The organism is Anaerobiospirillum sp. NML120511, from assembly GCF_023050955.1.
In the GTDB taxonomy this organism is placed as follows: Bacteria; Pseudomonadota; Gammaproteobacteria; order Enterobacterales; family Succinivibrionaceae; genus Anaerobiospirillum.
This window is the reverse complement of the sequence record NZ_JALKIK010000045.1, coordinates 1-18,972: the sequence shown is the minus strand read 5'-3', so window position 1 is coordinate 18,972 and position 18,972 is coordinate 1. Positions and strand designations below refer to the sequence as shown.

Annotated in this window: 11 protein-coding genes; 7 read left to right on the top strand and 4 right to left on the bottom strand. The window is 52.0% G+C overall.

All coding sequences use genetic code 11. From position 1 onward, the window contains the following. The first annotated feature begins 1,029 nt into the window (after positions 1-1,029). From MXE39_RS10705 to MXE39_RS10695, 3 genes are all read left to right on the top strand, one after another. Positions 1,030-1,737 carry a 5'-methylthioadenosine/adenosylhomocysteine nucleosidase gene (locus MXE39_RS10705; RefSeq protein WP_246978707.1) on the top strand — a complete coding sequence of 236 codons (708 nt, stop codon included), beginning with the start codon at positions 1,030-1,032 and terminating at the stop codon, positions 1,735-1,737. Positions 1,738-2,196: 459 nt separating this feature from the next. Next, on the top strand, positions 2,197-3,567 hold the full coding sequence (locus tag MXE39_RS10700; RefSeq protein WP_246978706.1) for a cobalamin biosynthesis protein: 1,371 nt from the start codon (positions 2,197-2,199) through the stop codon (positions 3,565-3,567). Between the two features lie 472 nt (positions 3,568-4,039). Continuing rightward, positions 4,040-4,681, top strand: coding sequence for a Smr/MutS family protein (locus tag MXE39_RS10695; RefSeq protein WP_246978705.1), 642 nt, complete (start codon positions 4,040-4,042; stop codon positions 4,679-4,681). Positions 4,682-4,872: 191 nt separating this feature from the next. On the opposite strand, the gene MXE39_RS10690 is transcribed toward MXE39_RS10695, so the two are convergent. The 4 genes from MXE39_RS10690 to MXE39_RS10675 form a co-directional block, all read right to left on the bottom strand. Next, positions 4,873-5,421, bottom strand: a complete 549-nt coding sequence (locus MXE39_RS10690) for a VC2046/SO_2500 family protein (protein ID WP_246978704.1) — start codon at positions 5,419-5,421, stop codon at positions 4,873-4,875. Between the two features lie 591 nt (positions 5,422-6,012). Further along, complete coding sequence (locus MXE39_RS10685) at positions 6,013-7,299, bottom strand: hypothetical protein (RefSeq protein WP_246978703.1); 1,287 nt, start codon at positions 7,297-7,299, stop codon at positions 6,013-6,015. A 1,452-nt stretch (positions 7,300-8,751) separates the two neighbouring features. Beyond that, positions 8,752-9,864 carry an aspartate-semialdehyde dehydrogenase gene (gene asd, locus MXE39_RS10680; protein ID WP_246978702.1) on the bottom strand — a complete coding sequence of 371 codons (1,113 nt, stop codon included), beginning with the start codon at positions 9,862-9,864 and terminating at the stop codon, positions 8,752-8,754. Positions 9,865-10,085: 221 nt separating this feature from the next. Further along, a complete protein-coding gene (locus MXE39_RS10675) occupies positions 10,086-11,315 on the bottom strand; it encodes a hypothetical protein (RefSeq protein ID WP_246978701.1) in 1,230 nt (409 codons plus the stop codon). A gap of 1,474 nt (positions 11,316-12,789) precedes the next feature. On the opposite strand from MXE39_RS10675, the gene ycaO reads away from it, so the two are divergent. The 4 genes from ycaO to MXE39_RS10655 all read left to right on the top strand — a co-directional run bounded on the left by ycaO (position 12,790) and on the right by MXE39_RS10655 (position 18,484). Continuing rightward, the gene (gene ycaO / locus MXE39_RS10670) at positions 12,790-14,550 is read left to right on the top strand and encodes a 30S ribosomal protein S12 methylthiotransferase accessory factor YcaO (protein WP_246978700.1); all 1,761 of its coding nucleotides are present in this window, start codon (positions 12,790-12,792) and stop codon (positions 14,548-14,550) included. Between the two features lie 315 nt (positions 14,551-14,865). Continuing rightward, complete coding sequence (gene lolB, locus MXE39_RS10665; RefSeq protein ID WP_246978699.1) at positions 14,866-15,540, top strand: lipoprotein insertase outer membrane protein LolB; 675 nt, start codon at positions 14,866-14,868, stop codon at positions 15,538-15,540. Positions 15,541-15,780: 240 nt separating this feature from the next. Beyond that, complete coding sequence (gene ispE / locus MXE39_RS10660) at positions 15,781-16,647, top strand: 4-(cytidine 5'-diphospho)-2-C-methyl-D-erythritol kinase (RefSeq protein ID WP_246978698.1); 867 nt, start codon at positions 15,781-15,783, stop codon at positions 16,645-16,647. 886 nt (positions 16,648-17,533) lie between these two features. Then, positions 17,534-18,484 (top strand): ribose-phosphate pyrophosphokinase, encoded by a 951-nt coding sequence (locus MXE39_RS10655; RefSeq protein WP_246978697.1) that lies wholly within the window; start codon positions 17,534-17,536, stop codon positions 18,482-18,484. Positions 18,485-18,972 lie beyond the last annotated feature (488 nt).

The window sequence follows — 18,972 nt, the reverse complement described above, 5'->3', positions numbered from 1 at the left end:
AAAGTTTCTTTTGTGAGAGCACTCAAATAATACTGTCAATTTAAGACACAGGCCCGATAATCCCAGTGATATGGGGATCGGTAAATTAAATGTGTGAGCTATACCACACTGAAAGTACCATTTTGCCGGTTCAAACTGTCACAGGCCCGCAAACGCACATCAGTTATGTCAGTTAATTAAGTACCTTAAGTATAGTACGATGCGCATCAAAACGTTATTTTTCATGCCTATTATTGCCAAAATGTGCAATGTGCGTGCATTGCGCACATGCACAGCACCATGCCAGCTCCCTGTCGATCCCTCCCTTTAAAATGGCTTTAATAAGCGCTTGACAGCCCGTTAATCCCCAAAGATGAACCTGTGAACACACATTAAGTCAAAACGGGCATTTTCACCCCAGGGCACACGCTGCTGGGATCCCGAAAGCCCATAACCCGCCAGCCAGGATTCAGCGCACGGTCATACGCTGTATTAACCAGGCTGCACGCAGCCTCTGCCCAGCCCGGGCCGGGCCGGCCCGTCCCGTCTCCTGACACACCTGCCCACCACCCAGGCAAAAGACCTGCCCATGCCCGTCACTGCGCGCATTAAGACAGCAGCACGCAATGACCGCACGCCCCCAGGATCGCTTGCCAGCCAGCAGCTCTGGCAGCGCCCGCTCCCTTAGCCTGACAAAAATACGAAGTCCCTGCCCAGCTGGTATACCAGTTGATTCCGAAAGTCATCCTGACCTGAGCCATGCTGCAGAGTACCGGCCTTAATAGCCGCACTGCCCCTCAGCCTGCTTCAAGCAGGGCTGCCCGGCGGTAAAGCCGCAGGAGCTGGCCACGGAGTCGGCCGCAACTGAGGATTGTCAGGTCAGAGTACCGGGATGGACAGCCTGTGACTATGAAAGTCAGAGCGGCTGTGTGACAGGGCAGCATGTTATATACTTTATGTTCAGACGGCTGCGATAAGCAGCCGCATTATCACTGCCCGAGGGCCTCGTGCCTGCCGGAGCCGTCTTAACCATCATTTAGGGAGTGCTTTATGCGCGTTGGCATTATTGGAGCAATGGACTCTGAAGTTTCACTGATTGCAGATGCAATCAGCCAGAAGGAGACTGTATCTGTAGGCGGCCGCGATTATATCTGCGGCAAGTACCATGATCATGAAATCATTCTGGTCAAATCAGGTATAGGCAAGGTCTGTGCTGCCACCGCTGCAGCTGCCCTGTGTGACCACTTCAAAGCTGATGCCGTCATCAACAGCGGCTGTGCCGGTGGTATTGGAGAGGGTCTTAAGATTGGTGACATCGTTCTGTCCACCGGTCTTGCCTATCACGATGTTGATCTTAAGATCTTTGGCTACAAGGTCGGTCAGCTGCCTTCTTACGAGCAGTACTTCAATGCTGATCATGCCCTGATTGCCAAGGCTGAGGCCGTAGCAGCACGTCTCAAGAAGGAGAGCAATTTTGCCCCTGATGTCTTTACCGGTGTAGTACTCACTGGTGATCAGTTCATCAGCCAGAAGCAGAAGTGCCTTGACATGAAAAATGACTTTCCTGAGGCTCAGGTAACCGAAATGGAAGGCGCTGCTGTAGGCCAGGTATGTACTGACTACAAGGTTCCTTTCCTGGTAATACGCTCTGTTTCTGATACCGCTCAGGGTGAAAGCCCGGAGGTCTTTGAGGAATTTGTTCAGCTGGCCGCCGACAACAGCGCCCGCCTGCTGCTCTCCCTTATTGAGGCCCTTTAAATGAGGCCTGCCCGGGCCATGGACATATGATCAGGTGCTAATGTACCAGCGACCACACTGCAGAGCCACCTCTGCATCGCTGCACCAGCGACCACACTGCAGAGCCACCTCTGCATCGCTGCACCAGCGACCACACTGCAGAGCCACCTCTGCATCGCTGCACCAGCGACGAGATTGCTGAGACCTCCTCTGCATCGCTGTACCGGCGACCACACTGCAGAGCCCCATCTGCACTGCTGTACCAGCTACCCCAATGCTGTACCAGCAAATATCTCATGTCCAGGCCCCTGCTGTGCTGCTGGCACAGATCAGCGTAACCGCTCAGCTGCCTCTGCGGCCGCTGCACCTGGCTGCAGGCTCATAAACTGCAGCCTCAGAACTTCAGCCTGATGCCATAAAATCAGGCTTTAAATGCCATATGCATTATGGCCCTGGGTTAACTTTTCCGGTCACTTTTCTATGAGTCTGAATATAAGTCCCTCAACCCCTCTGAGTGCCGCCGATGCTGCTCATGCAGCTCAGGGCATTTTTGCATATGCCGGCGATCTGGTAATCAGCTTAAATCCCTTTGCTTCTGACAGCTCTGCAGACGTTGCTGCCAGCAGCACAGCCACGGCTGTTACTGTAATGGCCAATGATCAGCCTTCCATATTCGATCAGGAGTTTAAGCGCTTTGAACAAAAGCATGGCGCTCCTGCACAGCCTGCAGCTCCTGCACAGCCTGCAGCCCCGGCACAGTCTGCTCCTTCCTATCACAGCGAGCCCGCTCACCCAAAAGATGTCTATCCGTGGGATGATGCTGCACCACGTGAGCCTGCCCCATCTGAGGCCGTTCCGGCACGCACCGCTAATGGCAGCACCGGCTTTGGTTTTGACCAGCCGCTGATGGCAGGTGATGTGAATGTAGGCATTCTCTTCAGTGAGCCCTCTTTGATTCTGGCGCTGGCCATAATCATCGAAATGATTATCCCGCTGCCACGCAGCATACGCCTTTACGGCCTGCTGCCTGTGTTTACCGGCCTGTCACGCAAGGTAAACCGTCCTGGTCGCAGCGAAACCCAGCGCTCATTTGCAGGCTTCATGCTGCCGGTCATAATTTTGCTCACCCTGCTGTTCCTGGTATTTACCCTCGATGCTTTCTCAGGCTTTGACAGCATCATTTCTCTGGTAGTAATGATACTGGTTCTGGAGCTCAAATTCCCTCAGGACCGCACCATTGATGTCTACCGCGCCCTGCACGAGGGCTTTAAGGAAAAGTCACGCGACCTGCTTTCCACCATGGTGTTACGAGAGACCGGCATGCTCTCTCCAATGGGTATTTCCAAGGCCGCCTGCGAGGCTGCCATCATGCGCATCTTCACCGGATGGTTTGCCGTAATTGTCTGGTATTTCATAGGCGGTATTGAGGCTGCTGTTCTGATGCAGACCATTAATATTATGAGCCATGCCTTTAACTACAAGCTGCGTGGCAATCATGCCTTTGGCAGCACTGTATATCGCATGCATCAGATTATGATCTTCATCCCTGCAGTAGTACTGATGGCTTTCCTGTTCTTTTCCAGAAATCCGGTTCGCCATCTGGCCGGTGCAGCCGAGGGTATGAAGACCTTTCCGGCTCCGGTAACAGGCATGGTACTCGGTGCTGTGGGTGCATCTCTCAATATTTCCCTGAGCGGTCCACGTTACTATCAGGGCGTTGTACTGCGCCTGCCAAAGCTCGGCGGCGAGCACAATCCCGATGAGCAGTCCATGCTCCACGCCATGCGCAAAATCAGAATGTGCGGCCTCCTGCTGCTGGTAGTCAGCATTCTCATTGGCCTTAACTTCTAATGCCACCGCAGACCGGACAGGCCCATTCAGCGCCGGCTGAGCATGAGCTTCACCGCAGGGATGTTAAGCCCCTCCCTGCATTCAAAGAGCAGCCCTGAACCGGAAGATTCGCCCTGTTTGCGCCAGTCCGCACTGCATGCAAAGATCATTGACCTGCATACGTGTTTAAGCCATGATCTGCGCCCTGTTTGCGCTGAGCCGCCCTGTATGCAAAGATCATTGACCTGCATCCGTGTTCAGGCCATGATCTGAGTCCGCAGCAATATGATTTATTTTTGTTTTTATACATCAGCTGACAGCTGATCCGGCTGTAGTTTTGGCTGTAGTTTCGGCTGTATTTTCTCTGATATTTTCATGTCCAGTTGCTCCGCCTTAATATGCCCTTCAGTAAGTATGAATCTGTCTGAAAACAGGGATAAGCAAAAGGCAGCCATGACAGAAACAGAACCTGCCACCAGGAGTTAACCGCACCATGTCATCTGCTAACAATGATTTTTCTTTTGAAGATCTGCTTATGGAGGAGGCTGTTAAGACCACTGACAATATTGATCTGGTCGGGCAGCTGGGCAAGGTCAGGAAGATGGAACAGGATAAGGTCGAACTGCCTGCAGCCACCATGGACAAGGAAACTTCCCGCATCAAGAAAGAGGCAGCTTCACGTGATACCAAAGAAGAAAGCATAGATTACTTTTCCTCTACCTACGTACCTGTAGTCGCTCCTAACGAAGTGCTCTCCTACCGCTCACCAGGCGCACAGCCTTTTCTGCTCAAGAAGCTCAAAAACGGCGAATACCGCGAAGCTGACTTTATTGACCTGCATGGCAAGACAGTTGAGGAGGCCTATGAATATACCCGCCGTTATATCCTCATGGCCCGCAAAGAAGGCTTTCGCTGCATCCTGATTATCCATGGCAAGAGCGAACGTCAACACGCCAAACGTCAGACCACACTTAAAAGCTATGTAGCACACTGGCTGCGTCAGATGCCTGAGGTTCTGGCCTATCACTCCGCCCCTGAATGGAAAGGCGGCACCGGTGCCGTCATGGTCATTCTCAAAAAGGGGGACAAGGCCTCCATGGACAACAGAGAGCTGCACTCAGTGCGCACCCGCTGACCAGCCATGCCCTGCATGCCTGGCGCTTCATGGTGCGCCGCATGCTGTGCAGCACAGCCAGTCCTTGCGTCCGGGATGATCGCAGGGCGACGGCCTGGCGAGCCAGATGGTCTGGCTGTGTTCGGGACGAAAAAAAGCACATGTTCTTTGCAGAACATGTGCTTTTTTTTGGGGGAAAATGACGCTGAAAATTATGCGGTGGCGTCAATTTTCATTCTGGTTTGAATCTGGGTCTGGGCATGCTTGATTTCTGAAAGCACATCCATGTTCTGACCACTGCCCTGGTAGGTTTCATACTGAATAATTTCACCGGCAAACTGACGGCGAACCTTCTCTTTCTTTAATGGTGCCAGTTCGGCATATACTTCAGGGGCAAGGTCACGCTTGAAAGGTACCAGCGGTTCCTGACGCAGGCACTCGGCTAAGAATACCTGTGACTGACCGACCTGAGTATCCTCATGGTCGTGAATCATGTCAGCAAAGTCCTGACCACGGGAAAAGTCATCGCTCTCGGCGTACTTGCGGATTTCCGGCAGCAGACAGAATTTGGTACGCAGGTCCTCAGGGGCCTGAGCAATATCTGGACCACGGGTCCATGATGCATCGCAGACATCAGGTGAAAGCATGGCCAGCATGAGATTGAAATCGGTCTGGTCTCCCTCATGGAGGGATTCATTTAAACGCTGACCCAGCTGCAGTTCGTCTACCAGGTAAACGTCGCGTATGTCTTTTGAAATCATAATGAGGTCCTGCCTGACAGTTGACTGCAACCCGGCAGCGCAATGCCGGACTTAAAATGACGCGGCCCTCAAAAATTCCTAAGTCCAGGGCAACCATGCTGTGCATGGCATGCGCGTCCATACCTGTATAACGGTCACATGGACCATTTTCTTGAGGTACCTTGCAAAAAAAATTCGTCGATTTTTCCTCTGACAGCTCAAAATCCCATAAACAAGGGGGTCTTATCCAGTGCGGACAACACTGTCTTAATATCTGTGAAGAGGGAGAAATCAGGACTCAGCGGCAGTTTCAGCTGCCGCTGCTCAGGAGAGTAAGACCATAGAGGTATGGTCAAAACCGTAATGCATGGCAATGGAGTGCTGTCCATAGCGCTGTTGCAGCAGCGTTATTTCATGGACAGATTAATCATTACGGCTGGCCACAGTATGTTGCAGCATCTGCGGCCGGCGGTGTCGAGATCATGGCATACACCGCCTGATATTTATCCTTGTGCAAGTTTGTTGCCACACTTTGATTTCCATAAAAAAAGCGACCCTGAGGTCGCTTTTTCTCTGATTTACTGGCCGGTTACGGCCATTATTAACGGAGCATCAGATACTGGTAGCACGCCTGAGCGGCACCGGTATTTCAGCCCCGGCCTCATTCATGACACGGTCACGGATAGCAACCAGAGTCCTGAAGAAAGTAAAATCGTTCATCTCACGGGTCATGGCAGTAATGGACTGGGCTGCATAGGCCAGTGGATAGGCCATGGTGGTGTAGTTGATTACCGACTGCTGCTGGGCAAGAAACTCAGTCAGTTCATCAGAGTTGACGCTCACAGGATCGAGATTAACCACTGGATTCATCTCATTGTCAAAAGACAGGTAGATGCGGTCACTGCCTGCAGAACCAAGAACTATGCGGGAAACATCAACATCTTTGAAGGTACAGGCCTCACCGAGGTCAAGGTCATTGAAATCGCAGGCTGCCTCAAGACTTACACTGGCAAGAGATCGGTAGGTGTAAGGGGCAATCATCTGCAGGATGTCATCAGACTTCATCATGCCAGTACCCTCAAAAATGCCATAGCCATTTTCAAAATAGCTCTCACCTACCTCATTGAGACGATAGTCGTTGATATCAGTGATAACTGAAGTGGCCTTAATTGACATGGTCTTAAACTCTTCGTTTATATCAACCGACCTGACCTTGTTGAGCATCAGCGGATGGAAAGAGCGTCGCACTGTATCGACACTGAACAAAGAGAAATCGTAAAGGCTGTAACCCATGCCCAGAAGACCGGTCCTGGTCTTGCCTGCAAGCTCTGAATTAGTTGCCATGGATGTGTACAGGGCCCAGTTAAAATCAGTTCTCAGGGAGGGATCAACAGGAATGTCAGCAAGCCCCTTGCGGGCTGCTATCTGCAGTCTGATCTGCTCGGTAATCTCAGGGGTGGTAACCTCACGGTCATTGCTGGTGATAACAATCTTCTCAAGATCGAAGGAGCCATTGCGGAAAATAACAAATGACATTTTCATCATGAGACGGAAGCCACGGCTGTCCAGGGCATTGGCGATTTTCTTCTTTTCCCTGCTGTTAAGCTCGGGCATAACCCAGTTAACGAGCTGTCTGTTTCTCAAGGCAACTTCATATTTTACTCTTGGGGTGCCATCTGCACCTGCAGGAACATTTGACCACTTGCCGTCACGGGTATATGAGCACATGCTCAGTACCTCACCCACGCTGCGACGATTATCATCAGGGAAATATCCATCCTTTACCTGATTGATATGATCACCGCCACAGGCGCTGATAACAGCAGCAAAAAGCAGGGCTACCAGGAAACCTGCGCGGCTCCAGGCCCTGGTCAGAAACTGACCGTCAACGCTAACCATTAACAATCTCCTTGTGCTTTACCGCCCGCATTGCCGGCCACTTTGATATGAAAGCTCTTATCTCAACAGTGCGGCCATCATTAAATGGGCGTAAGCAGGTTTGCCTTATATGCATGCAGTCTCACATGACTTACATGTCAGCAAGGAACGACAGACCTGACAGTCCTGCCGTCTATTAACTCATTATTTTCAACTACATTTGCGGCTCTGCCCTGTAATCAGCAGGCCGTAACCTGAATACCGCCTCACAGCCCCAGGCTGTGTCCCCCCATGCCTGGGGCTCAAAGCGGTCAGGATCTTATACTGTTTGACTTATGTCTGCGCCTTTTATCTTTTATAAAGCGTCTGCCCACAACAGACTATGGCTTTACAGAACGATGTCTGTACTAAACGCAAAACCAGGCGTTGTCGGCACAGAACTATGCCGGTGTAAAACACCTCCGGCGCAAAACACCGCCTTTACAGATGCATTATGGATGCGGCTGCGCATATCAAAGGCAGCCTCTGCAAAAGTTATGTAGATAAAGCGCGCCGTGAAACGCATGAGGCTGAGCCATTGTGATAAAGGCCAGCTATTGAGGTTTTCCGGCTGGTAACTTACCAGGGGCACAGGACCTCAGGTCAACTGCCTGTATGTGCAGCAGGATGCAGGCAGGAAAAGGATGACAGAACACTTTTATCTGTCTGGTCTGTGACACAGAAAATTTAATTTCATCCTTTCTGCAAACAAATTACCACTGATTGCAACTGCTGACCGGGCAGCATTACGCGACATCATATTTATCGCGTTTTATACGTCAGTTAACGCTTTTACTTTCTGCAGTCAGAGGCATCATGTTTGTAAACATTATTTAATTTTGTGCCGGGACAGCTCATATCATATCAGGTTCAATGCAAAAATATCATGAGGCCTGGAAAACAGGTACGGCACAGGGCTTATACATTGATAAAACCTGAAAGAGACTTTGCTTTGCAGGCCTTACAGACCAGGCAAAATGATATCTGTCACACCCTGCTTCAGTAAGTTTTACAGTCACAATGCATGTACGACAATTATCCTGTTACCAATATGTCCAGACCTGCAGCTCACATCATTGTGGCCGCCATAAACAATACACATGTGCCCGAAAAGCTCCAACATCTCTGATTAACAGCCGATGCCCAGGCATACCAGGAGCATACTGATGCATGCTTATGTACCAGCTGCATGGCGCTTATTTCAGAGGCTGCTCTGAGTTCATGACGGTCTGCATATATGCCCACGCCTGGCGCTCATTTCAGATGCTGCTCTGAGTTCATGTCTGGCCGGGAAAAAACAATGCAGGCAATTACCTGCTCAAAGCAGATAATTGCCTGCATGTGATTATATAGGATGCGCAGGGCTATACTGGGCCTGATGCCCTGGCTTGAAATCGTGCCAGGGCCATAGCTGTTCAATATGAAGGGCTGAGTTTATGCCTGAATAAGACGCAGCATTCTGCGCAGTGGCTCGGCAGCGCCCCACAGGAGCTGATCGCCTACAGTGAAGGCTGACAGATACTCAGGGCCCATCATCATCTTACGGATACGGCCGATAGGTACGGTCAGAGTGCCGGAAACAAAGGCCGGGGTTAACTCCCTGAGTGTAATTTCCTTTTCGTTTGGAACTACCTTGACCCACTGATTGTGGGCAGCAATCAGAGATTCAATCTCGCTTACGCTGACGTCCTTCTTAAGCTTGATGGTAAGGGACTGACTGTGGCAGCGCATGGAGCTGATACGTACGCAGTTGCCGTCAACAGGAATGGTGCCTGTACCCAGGCCCAGAATCTTGTTGGTTTCGGCCATGCCCTTCCACTCTTCCTTGCTCTGACCATTTTCAAGCTGCTTGTCGATCCATGGCAGTACTGAGCCGGCCAGAGGAGCGCCAAAGCACTCGGTCTCAAAGTCAGCGGCATTCATGGTCTGACGGACCTTCTTTTCGATGTCCAGAATGTTTGAGTGAGGGTCAGCAAGCTCGGCCTTTACGCTGTCGTGCAGCTGGCCCATCTGGATGAGCAGCTCACGCATGTTGCGGGCACCGGCGCCTGAGGCAGCCTGATAGGTCGATGAGGATACCCACTCGATGAGATCGGCCTTGAACAGACCTGCCATGGCCATAAGCATGAGGCTTACGGTGCAGTTACCGCCGACAAAGGTCTTAATGCCGCCATTTAAGGCACGGTCGATAACGTCCTGGTTAACAGGATCAAGAATGATGATGGCATCATCCTGCATGCGCAGGGCAGATGCAGCATCGATCCAGTAACCATTGAAACCGGCCTGCTTTAAGGCAGGGTACATTTTGTTTGTGTAGTCACCGCCCTGACAGGTCAGGATGACATCCATTTCCTTTAAGGCGTCGACGCTGTAAGCATCAAGCAGTACGTCAGATTTGAGGTTTACGCAGGCAGGGGCTGGTTTACCAGCCTGAGAGGTAGTGAAAAAGAAGTTTTCAAATAAGTTGAAATCACCCTCGGTCTGCATTCTGTCCATTAAAACAGAACCGACCATACCACGCCATCCGACGAGACCTAACTTTAGCATTTGCTTGAAACCTCAAAATAAGGAAAATTCCGCAAGCTGTTGGCCCTGTCAGATAAGAGCGCGGATCTTTTGTCAGGCACCGCCCTGATTAAGGCGGTGCTCAGCCTCGCACAGCGCAGCAGCAATGCCAGCTGTGCGGGCAGCCCGGCAGGGCTGACGCACGCAGCGCTTATGTACAGCTCGCATAAGCATCTGTGCACAGCTGTGGGCATATTATCCGGCTACCTGGCCTGCTGCTCTGCAGCAGGACATTTGTCGACAGAAAACTCACGGAAGAAACTTCTATCTGTTGCTTCTAATAATACAGTCACTTTTCGACCGGATACGATAATACTGCGAAGCAGAGGATTTTTGCACAGTTCAAGTGCATTTTGTTCGTACACATCAAGACGTGCTTCTTTTTGGTGCTCATCAAGGCCTGCAACAATTGCAGGATCCTTTTCAAAGTAGATCTTGAAGTCATTGGCACGGTCATCAATACGGACCATGGTGGTCTGCTCATCGATAACCAGTGGCAGGGAAGCCTTGAGGCTTTCAATGGTGTCTGCATTGCGATCCACCATGAAGTGGTTATAGGCCATATAGCCAATCAGACCGACAATAACCACGCCCATGAGCTTGATATTGCGCATAACCTTAAGCTTTGAGGCTTCCTGGGCCTCTTTCTGACGGGCCAGCAACTCCTGATACTTGCCATAGAAGCGGGCACCACCGGCCTCAATCTTGGCGTCATTGTCGCGCTGCTTGTCCAGAGCTTCCTGCTCCTCGGCACTGAGGTTATGCAGGCGGGAAATAGCACTTTCCTCAACAGTGAGATTATCTGTGCTCAGGCCCTGCTTTTCCATTTCCTTGCGGCGCTCTTCGAGCTTCTCCTGGGCAGCCTCCATATCAATCTGATTGAGGGCGGCTCTCATATGGGCAGGCAGGCTGAAGCGCTCATACTCTTCACCACGGGCACGAGCGGCGCTTTCCATAGCCTTATGGAAGAAACGGTTACCCTGAGCAAGAGCACGGTTTTCCTCAGCGGTCATGTGAGGACGACCAGTAATGCTGGACACGTCATCGCCCATGCGAAATACCTGATTCTCCCCTGCGCCCTCACTTTGCGCCGCAGCAGCATCTGCTGCTGCAGCATCAGCTGCTGAGGCAGGGGCAGTCTCTGCAGCAGTTGCAGGCTCAGCTTGCGCACCAGCTGAACCAGCAGCGGCTGCATCAGAGGCAGCTGTATCTGCAGCCGGCTCATGAGTCGGGCTGTCAGTTGATGCTTCAGCTGCAGCTGCAGCAGGTTCCTGAGCTGGTACTGCACTGTCGGATGCCGGCTGCTGCACAGCGGCATGGCTGCCGGCCTTGTCTGTGCTGTCATTCGTGCTGCTCTGCTGATCCGCTACGGTATCAGGAGATGGAGCAACATCATCGAGCTTTTCAGTGTTGAGACTGTTAGAGTTATTCACAGTTAATTCTCCCAGGTCAAATCAGCAGAGTGATGGACAAAAACCTGGGCCATTTTACAGAAAAATAATTAGCTCAAACTAAGGTCTGACAGCTTTCACCTGATGGTACGGGTCGTATTCTGGTCACTGCAGTATGTGTGTACCTGCCCCAGGGCAAGACAGGTGCGCAGGCTCTATATCAGCGTGGTCTAAAGAATAATCTTTTGCAGTTTTACCCGTACAAAAGCCAGTTACGCAGCTTTAGAAAATAGCGATTTTGACTATAATAGTAAGCCACTGTCAGACCGCGCAGACGGCTGAGTCGGCAGTACCTTCAGACCGCGCAGACGGACGAGCCGGCAGTGCTTTCAGGCCACATCGCCAGTGATAACAGCAGCCCTGCTGCCTGTTTCCGGCATAAGGGTACTCAGTACGGTCAGGTTCTGAACACAGTTATGCTCCTGTTAGAGAAATAAGGCCCGTTCCTGCCACGATATGCCGCTGCAATAACATGCCTTTGCCATGACCTGCCACATGCAGGTGGATTGCAAGTCCCAAAGACAGGCTCCTTTTGCAGTGAACGCACGGCTCTGAGCCGTCCCAGGACTGCCTATGGCTGCCGACGTCGCCCCAGAAGCTCCCGGAATCGCCCTGCGACCGGTCTTGCTCCTTTGCAATCGGCATCGCCCATGGCGACAGGTATCGCCCCTGCGACCGGTATCGTCCCTGGGGGGCGCGGTATCGCCAATGGCCGTCATAGCAAGGCCCGTTACCTGTTAATCATGGTAAGAGGTCGTTGCTACGTTCATACCCATATGCCAGGGATGTTCCCTGAGCGCCACCACAGAATTCTTTCCCGACCAGTTTTTTGAGCAAATACGTGCCTGCAGGCACTGTTAATCACCTTGCTCGCAGGCTGAGTCAGCGCCGCACAACAGTATTGGATACATGCTGAAGCATCAGAATTGAGCTGTCAGCACTGTTCGTAACTGCTGCGGACCTTAAGGGCAAATGTGCAGCTGCCCTCAGTGTTCAAAATTCCAGTACCTGTCGGTAAGTTTCTGATGCAAAATCCGGCTTCATAACTGATACAGGCCAGGTACAGGGGCATTGATACCTGTAATGAAAATCGCGGTACGCCGCAGTCATATCTTCTACAGGCAGAGTGCCTCTGAGAGCTGCCCCGTAAGTTCATGGGGCTGAACACATCAAAAAGCTGCGCCTGGACAAACACTGTTTTATACAGTATCTGCAGTACTCACCCAAGGCTGAAATTCAGACCATGCTGTAAGCGTCAGCTTCTGCAGCAAGCTTCAGCTCCTGCTGTAAGCGTCAGCTGCTGCCTGCAGCTGCCTCTGGCAGCATTTGCTGCCTGCTGGAGGAAGATTGCGGCACGTGCTGCCCCTTTGGCCGCATGGGCTTCATGAAGCTGGCAGGCGGAAGTCTGAGCCGGACAGCGCGGGGGAGTCTTCATCATATAGATAGGTTTTTAGACATGACGACAATTGCGGGCAAAGATGCTGCCTTAGAGGACACCTTAAGTCGCTTTAAAAAAGTAGCCAGTGAGCTCAAAATCGATCTGGTTGAAGAGCAGTGGCTCAACCCTCTTCCGGATTTATGGTCAGTACACCTTGCTGTAGCCAATTGTCCTGCCATTTTCTCCAACGGCAAGGGCTCTACCCGTGACGCTGCGCTGTGCTCGGCCTATGGCGAAATCTTTGAGCGTCTGGCCACTCACATGAGCTTTTCTGATTTCTATCTTGGTCAGGAAAATGCCGAAGCCCGTTTTGTTCACTTCCCTGATGAAAAGTGGACTCCGGTAAGTGAAGATGATGAGAAGAGCAATGCCATTCCCAATGACGTGCTCAACGTCAAGCTCCGCGAGCTCTATGGCAACAATGGCAGCCTGACTCTGGAAAATCTGGTTGATATCCAGAGCTGCTCCTTTGAGCGTGGCGTATGCTCCATTCCATTTACCAATGCCCGTAATGGCGAGATTGTCTACTTCCCAGTCAATCTGCTCGACAATCTCTATGCCTCCAATGGCATGAGCGCCGGTAATACCGAGTATGAGGCGCTGGTTCAGGGTCTGTCCGAGGTAATTGAGCGCTACGTCAAGGCCCGCATTATCCGTGAGGGTCTGTGCCTGCCTGAGGTTCCAGAGAAGATCATCGAGAAGTACCCACGCTCCTGGGCCAACTTCAAAGCCCTGCAGAGCGATGAGCTCAAGTGCATAGTCTATGACGCCTCCCTTGGTGGTCAGTATCCTGTAGTGTGCGTAGTACTCTTCAATCAGAGCAATGGCACCTGCGTAGCCTCATTTGGCTCCCACCCTATCTTTGAGGTTGCCCTGGACCGTACTATTACCGAGCTCATGCAGGGACGCACTTTCAGCGATCTTGACGGCTTTGATGAGCCAAGCTTCGATCTGGAGCAGACCAGCGGCATTATCAATATCGAAAGCCACTTCGTCGACAGCACCGGCCTGCTGCCAATGATGATGTTCAAGAAGCAGCCAATGTTCAAGTTCGTAGCCTGGGACTTTGACGGCTCCACCCACGATCAGTACAAGGCTCTGCGCTATATCATCGACAAGCTGGGCTTTGATATCTACATCCGTACCTATCAGAACCTGGGTGTGCCGGTATACCGCATCATAGTTCCTGGCATGTCCGAGATCTATCCATTTGATGATCTGATCTACAACAACACCAATGCCTACATTATTTTCCAGGAAGCTATCCTGGGCCTGCCAGGATCTGATGAAGATCCTCAGACCTACAAGGACTACCTTGATGAGCTGGAGAATGAGAACATCGACGATGACGCCCTGGTTCCTAAGATTTTAGGTCTGCTGCCGGATCGCGACAGCCCATGGTCCACTCTGCGCTTTGGTGAGCTCAAGTGTCTGATTGCCCTTGAGGCCAATGACTATGAGCGTGCCCTTGATTTTGCCCGCTGGACCGTCATGTTCAACCATACTGTTTTTGACCTGCCACGTCTGCGCTTCTACCAGTGCCTGACCAGGGTTCTGGAGTGCCGCCTCGACAGCAGCCTGAACTTTGATGATTATGCTGAGGCTCTGGAACGCATTTACAGCAGCGCCACCTACAGCGATGTCATGGCTCACATCAACCATGAAAAGAAGTTTAATGGTCTGTGCGCCTCTGATCTGGATATGAAGAATTTCAAGCTTCACCAGGAAATGATCAAGGTTTACAAAAAGGTCAGACAGGCTCAGATTGCCCTTGGCTAAGTTCAGGACCTCTGTGCCGGCAGCCTGACTGTCACAAGCGCCGGGCTCAGGCCCGGTTGCCCGAGCCTGCAGACCAGCTCTGTCAGGCTCTTGTTTTATCTGCAGGCTCCGCTCCGCAAAGCCGGGCTCAGCCCTGCCCCATGGCCGTTCTGACTGCGGTCATGGCCCCCACAGCAAGTCAGCAGACAGCAGACCGCATGCAGGAGTGCTGCACGCGGCCTGCAGCAGTGCTGCACAGCTCCTTGCCTGTCGGCCTGTTAGGCACGTACCTCAAGTACTATGCTTTTTCGTTTTTCTGTCAGAAAGGATGATGCCATGTCACCAATCCACAGCTCTCAAGATACCTTAATGTCTTCCATGGTTAAGAAGGCCGGACGTACCCTCATTCCGGTATTCATGGGTGCAGCCCTGGCTGCCACCTTAAGCGGCTGTCAGACAACTGCTGATATACCGGCTGAGCAGACGGCCGCCCCTGGCTTCTGGCAGAGCCATCAGGGTCGCCTGATGAGCATTACCAGCATCAATATGCTGGGCCGCGTTATTATTGATCAGCAGGGTGAGCGTCGTGCCGTGAACTTCTTCTACAGGGGTTCGGGCAATGACAGCTACGAGCTGCGACTGATTGCTGGCGGCGGCAAGCAGCTGGCTCTGCTCAAGGTTGAGCCATCCCGCGCCGTACTTGATATGAAAGGCACTCAGCACACCGGCCGCTCAGCCGAAGAACTGCTGCTGCGTCATCTGAAGATTAAGCTGCCAGTTAACAATTTCCACAAGGTGCTGATGGGTATGTCACTTGGAGAGGACTCAAAGGTCAATGACTTTGGTCTTGTTACCCGGTCCACTCTGGGCGCTTACACCATTGACTACCTTGACTATGATTCCTATCAGAACATAGCCATTCCACGACAGCTTCAGATAACCGGCAACGACATCACCGTTGACGTCACCATACGTGATATCCGCGACGTCCAGATTAAATACCCTGAGTAAGCTGCCCTGCAGCTGGACCAGCCTGGGGCCCAGCCATGGGAGCAGGCATGGGCCCAGCCATGGGCCCGTCAATGGGCCCAGCCGTGGGAGCATGCCTGGGCCCAGCCAGGGGCCCTGCACAGAGCTGCCACGTGGCTGTCATGCTGCAGCCCCTGGTGCAGGCACTTATAGCTGCGCAGCTGCCTGAAAAACGCTCAGGCATTGTCAAATTCAGTATTTTGTTATCCCGGGAGCATTTTCATGTTCAAGGTCCTGTCCCCTTGCAAGATCAATCTCTTTTTAAATATCACCGGTAAGAGAGCTGATGGTTTTCATAACCTGCAGTCGCTGTTCTGCATGCTCAATCACGGCGATGAGATGACTTTTGAGGTGGACAATGATGGACGCGGGGAGATAACCCTGGTCAACACCATGGGCATGAAGCCTGAGGAGAATCTGATTTACCGTGCAGTACGGGCCCTGCAGGAACACAGCGGCCGCAGATTCAGTGCCACAGTAGATGTTAAAAAGGTTCTGCCTATGGGCGGAGGTCTTGGCGGAGGCTCATCAAATGCTGCAACCACACTGCTGGTGGTAAATCATCTTGCAAAGCTCAATATGGATAACCAGACCCTGCAGAATATTGGAGCAACCCTGGGCTCGGACGTGCCTTTCTTTGTGGGGGGACATCATGCCTATGTTGAAGGTCGTGGTGAGTATCTTCGCCCTCTGGAACTTGATGAGCGCTGGTATCTGGTAGTTACCCCTGACTGCCATGTCAGCACCAGGGAAATCTTTACTGATCCCGGTCTTAAAGAGCACTTCAGCCCTGAACGCACCTTCGAAGATGCAATGGACTGCATGTATAACAATGACTGTGAATGCACGGTCAGAAAAAAGTTCAGCGAAGTTGGACTAACACTGGACTACCTGGTAAAATATGGCCGTGCTGCCATGTCCGGTACCGGGGCATCATGTTATGTAGCCTTTGATACCAGGGAAGAGGCCCTTAAAGCCCATGAAGATCTGTGCAAAGTATGGGATCAGGACTTTTCTTTCCAGGCATTTGTGACTGAGTCCATCAACGTATCACCTGTCACTACAGCACTAATGAATTGTCAGGCCTGAGACCTTCAGCTTGGCTCCCGGGCAAGTACCCTCCCGGGCCGCTTACCTGAGCATAAGCCGCAGCGTCCGCTGCGCCTGCAACTTTCCTTCCCCCAGAGCGCCTCTGATACACAGTGATTTCAGTATCTGTCACCGAAAGTTCCTGATCTGCACTGCACCACTGTGCGGTCACGTCAAGCATACGGAACTGTCCGCTTTTACCTCACTTTACCGGGAAAACAAGGCCCTGTGGCCAGAACATTCCCCTTTTCCTTTTTTCAGCAATCAGACACACACAAGGACAGTCGCCCATAAAGGGGCTGGCTGCCCGGACCATTGGTCTTAAAAGCGCAGCTCCTTGCAATGGCTTTGTCTTTGCCTGCGCACCTCTGCGTGCTGGCCACGCTGCGCGGTGGCGCGTGGCGTATGCACTGCTGCGCCATCCCTGGTCGCCAGTTTTGCTGCGCCATCCCTGCTGCGCAAGCGCTGCTGAGCCGGGCGGGAAACTGCAGGCGTCATTGCTGATGAAAAGGAATACCTGCGGAAAATTATTGGTTCTGCTTACATTGAGTGGGACGTCAGGACTTAAGAACTGAGCTGAAATGTCGATATCAGAGCTGGTTATTCTGGAATATTTCTGCCAGGGCACAAAGACAGTCTGCCTCAGGCAGTAAAAAGTCTGCTCTGTGGCAGACCTGCAGTTAAGGCTCCATACATGCTGCCGCCCATTGAAATCAGATTTTGAGCCCAGTCTGAGCACAGGATCTGTACGGGGCAGCATGACACTGCTTTTTTTCAGGATAAATCGCTCTAAACGCTGATTTTTATCTGATTAGTGGTAATATACAGCGTGCTTTGGAAGATGAGCATAATCAAGCTTCAATTTTTTACTTTTCAGGACACATAAATGGCTGATATGAAGTTGTTTGCCGGTAACGCTACCCCGGATCTGGCAAAGAAGATTGCATCCAGACTGTATACCCGCTTAGGCAATGCTACCGTTGATCGTTTCTCCGACGGCGAAATCCATGTACAGATTAATGAGAATGTTCGCGGTTGCGATATCTTCATTATTCAGTCCACCTGTGCACCAACCAATGACAATTTAATGGAGCTTATTGTCATGATTGATGCCATGCGCCGTGCCTCTGCCGGTCGTATTACCGCAGTAGTTCCTTACTTTGGTTATGCCCGTCAGGACCGTCGTCTGCGTTCTGCCCGTGTGCCTATTACCGCCAAGGTAGTTGCTGACTTCCTGTCCTCCGTAGGCGTTGACCGTGTCCTGACTGTTGACCTGCACGCTGAGCAGATCCAGGGCTTCTTCGATGTCCCTGTAGACAACTGCTTCTCCAGCCAGATTTTCGTTGATGACATGCTCCAGCAGAATCTGACCAACCCTGTAGTGGTTTCCCCTGACATGGGTGGTGTGGTTCGTGCCCGTGCTATCGCCAAGCTGTTAAACAACGCCGACATCGCCATCATCGACAAGCGTCGTCCTCAGCCAAACGTATCTGAGGTTATGCACTTAATCGGTGAAGTAAATGGCCGTGACTGTATCATCGTTGACGACATCATCGACACCGGCGGCACCCTGTGCAAGTGTGCTGACGCCCTCAAGGAGCGCGGTGCTCTGCACGTAATGGCCTATGCCACCCACCCTGTTCTGTCCGGCAAGGCTCTTGAGAACATCTCCAACTCCACTCTCGATGAGCTGGTAGTATCAGACTCCATTCCTGCAACTGAAGAGACCCGCAAGATTGAGAAGATCCGCTACCTGACCTTATCTCCAATGCTGGCCGAAGCCATTCGCCGTATCAGCAACGAAGAGTCCATTTCCGCCATGTTCCAGGCCCTCTAATCAGGCCTCCACTCATGGTTACGGCCCGCCTTATCAAGGTATGGCCACAGCAGGTCTGCCCTGAAAGGGCAGACCTGTTTTATTTTCAGCCCATCGCAAATAAAAGTACCGGCCCTGATGGCCCGGCCGCCAGTCCGAACTGCCAGACATGCAGGTCTGTCGGCCATGACAGCCGGCCTCATGCCAGTCAGCGCGCAGCAGCTTTACCGCAGGTCCGGCCGCCGCAGCCCAGGCCGCAGGTCCGGCCGCCGCAGCCATGGCTGCTGCTGCGGCGGCGCTGACAGCTGCCCCTGGTGGGCATTGACGCATGCATACATTGATTATATTCAATGCATACAATCGAGTAGGGGTGGTTCCCCTCTCACACTAATCATCACTTCTAAGTAATCACTACTTCACTACAAAAAGCCTGATACTAGCCCATACCCCATCAAAATAAGTAGTGATTACTTGAGTGATGCCAGTCTTAACAATCTCTCCTCATCATC

Bases quoted from the DNA above. Each gene is read 5' to 3' on its own strand.
- MXE39_RS10705 (WP_246978707.1), top strand. From the start codon at position 1,030: ATGCGCGTTGGCATTATTGGAGCAATGGACTCTGAAGTTTCACTGATT.
- MXE39_RS10700 (WP_246978706.1), top strand. From the start codon at position 2,197: ATGAGTCTGAATATAAGTCCCTCAACCCCTCTGAGTGCCGCCGATGCT.
- MXE39_RS10695 (WP_246978705.1), top strand. From the start codon at position 4,040: ATGTCATCTGCTAACAATGATTTTTCTTTTGAAGATCTGCTTATGGAG.
- MXE39_RS10690 (WP_246978704.1), bottom strand. From the start codon at position 5,421: ATGATTTCAAAAGACATACGCGACGTTTACCTGGTAGACGAACTGCAG.
- MXE39_RS10685 (WP_246978703.1), bottom strand. From the start codon at position 7,299: ATGGTTAGCGTTGACGGTCAGTTTCTGACCAGGGCCTGGAGCCGCGCA.
- asd (WP_246978702.1), bottom strand. From the start codon at position 9,864: ATGCTAAAGTTAGGTCTCGTCGGATGGCGTGGTATGGTCGGTTCTGTT.
- ycaO (WP_246978700.1), top strand. From the start codon at position 12,790: ATGACGACAATTGCGGGCAAAGATGCTGCCTTAGAGGACACCTTAAGT.
- lolB (WP_246978699.1), top strand. From the start codon at position 14,866: ATGTCACCAATCCACAGCTCTCAAGATACCTTAATGTCTTCCATGGTT.
- ispE (WP_246978698.1), top strand. From the start codon at position 15,781: ATGTTCAAGGTCCTGTCCCCTTGCAAGATCAATCTCTTTTTAAATATC.
- MXE39_RS10655 (WP_246978697.1), top strand. From the start codon at position 17,534: ATGGCTGATATGAAGTTGTTTGCCGGTAACGCTACCCCGGATCTGGCA.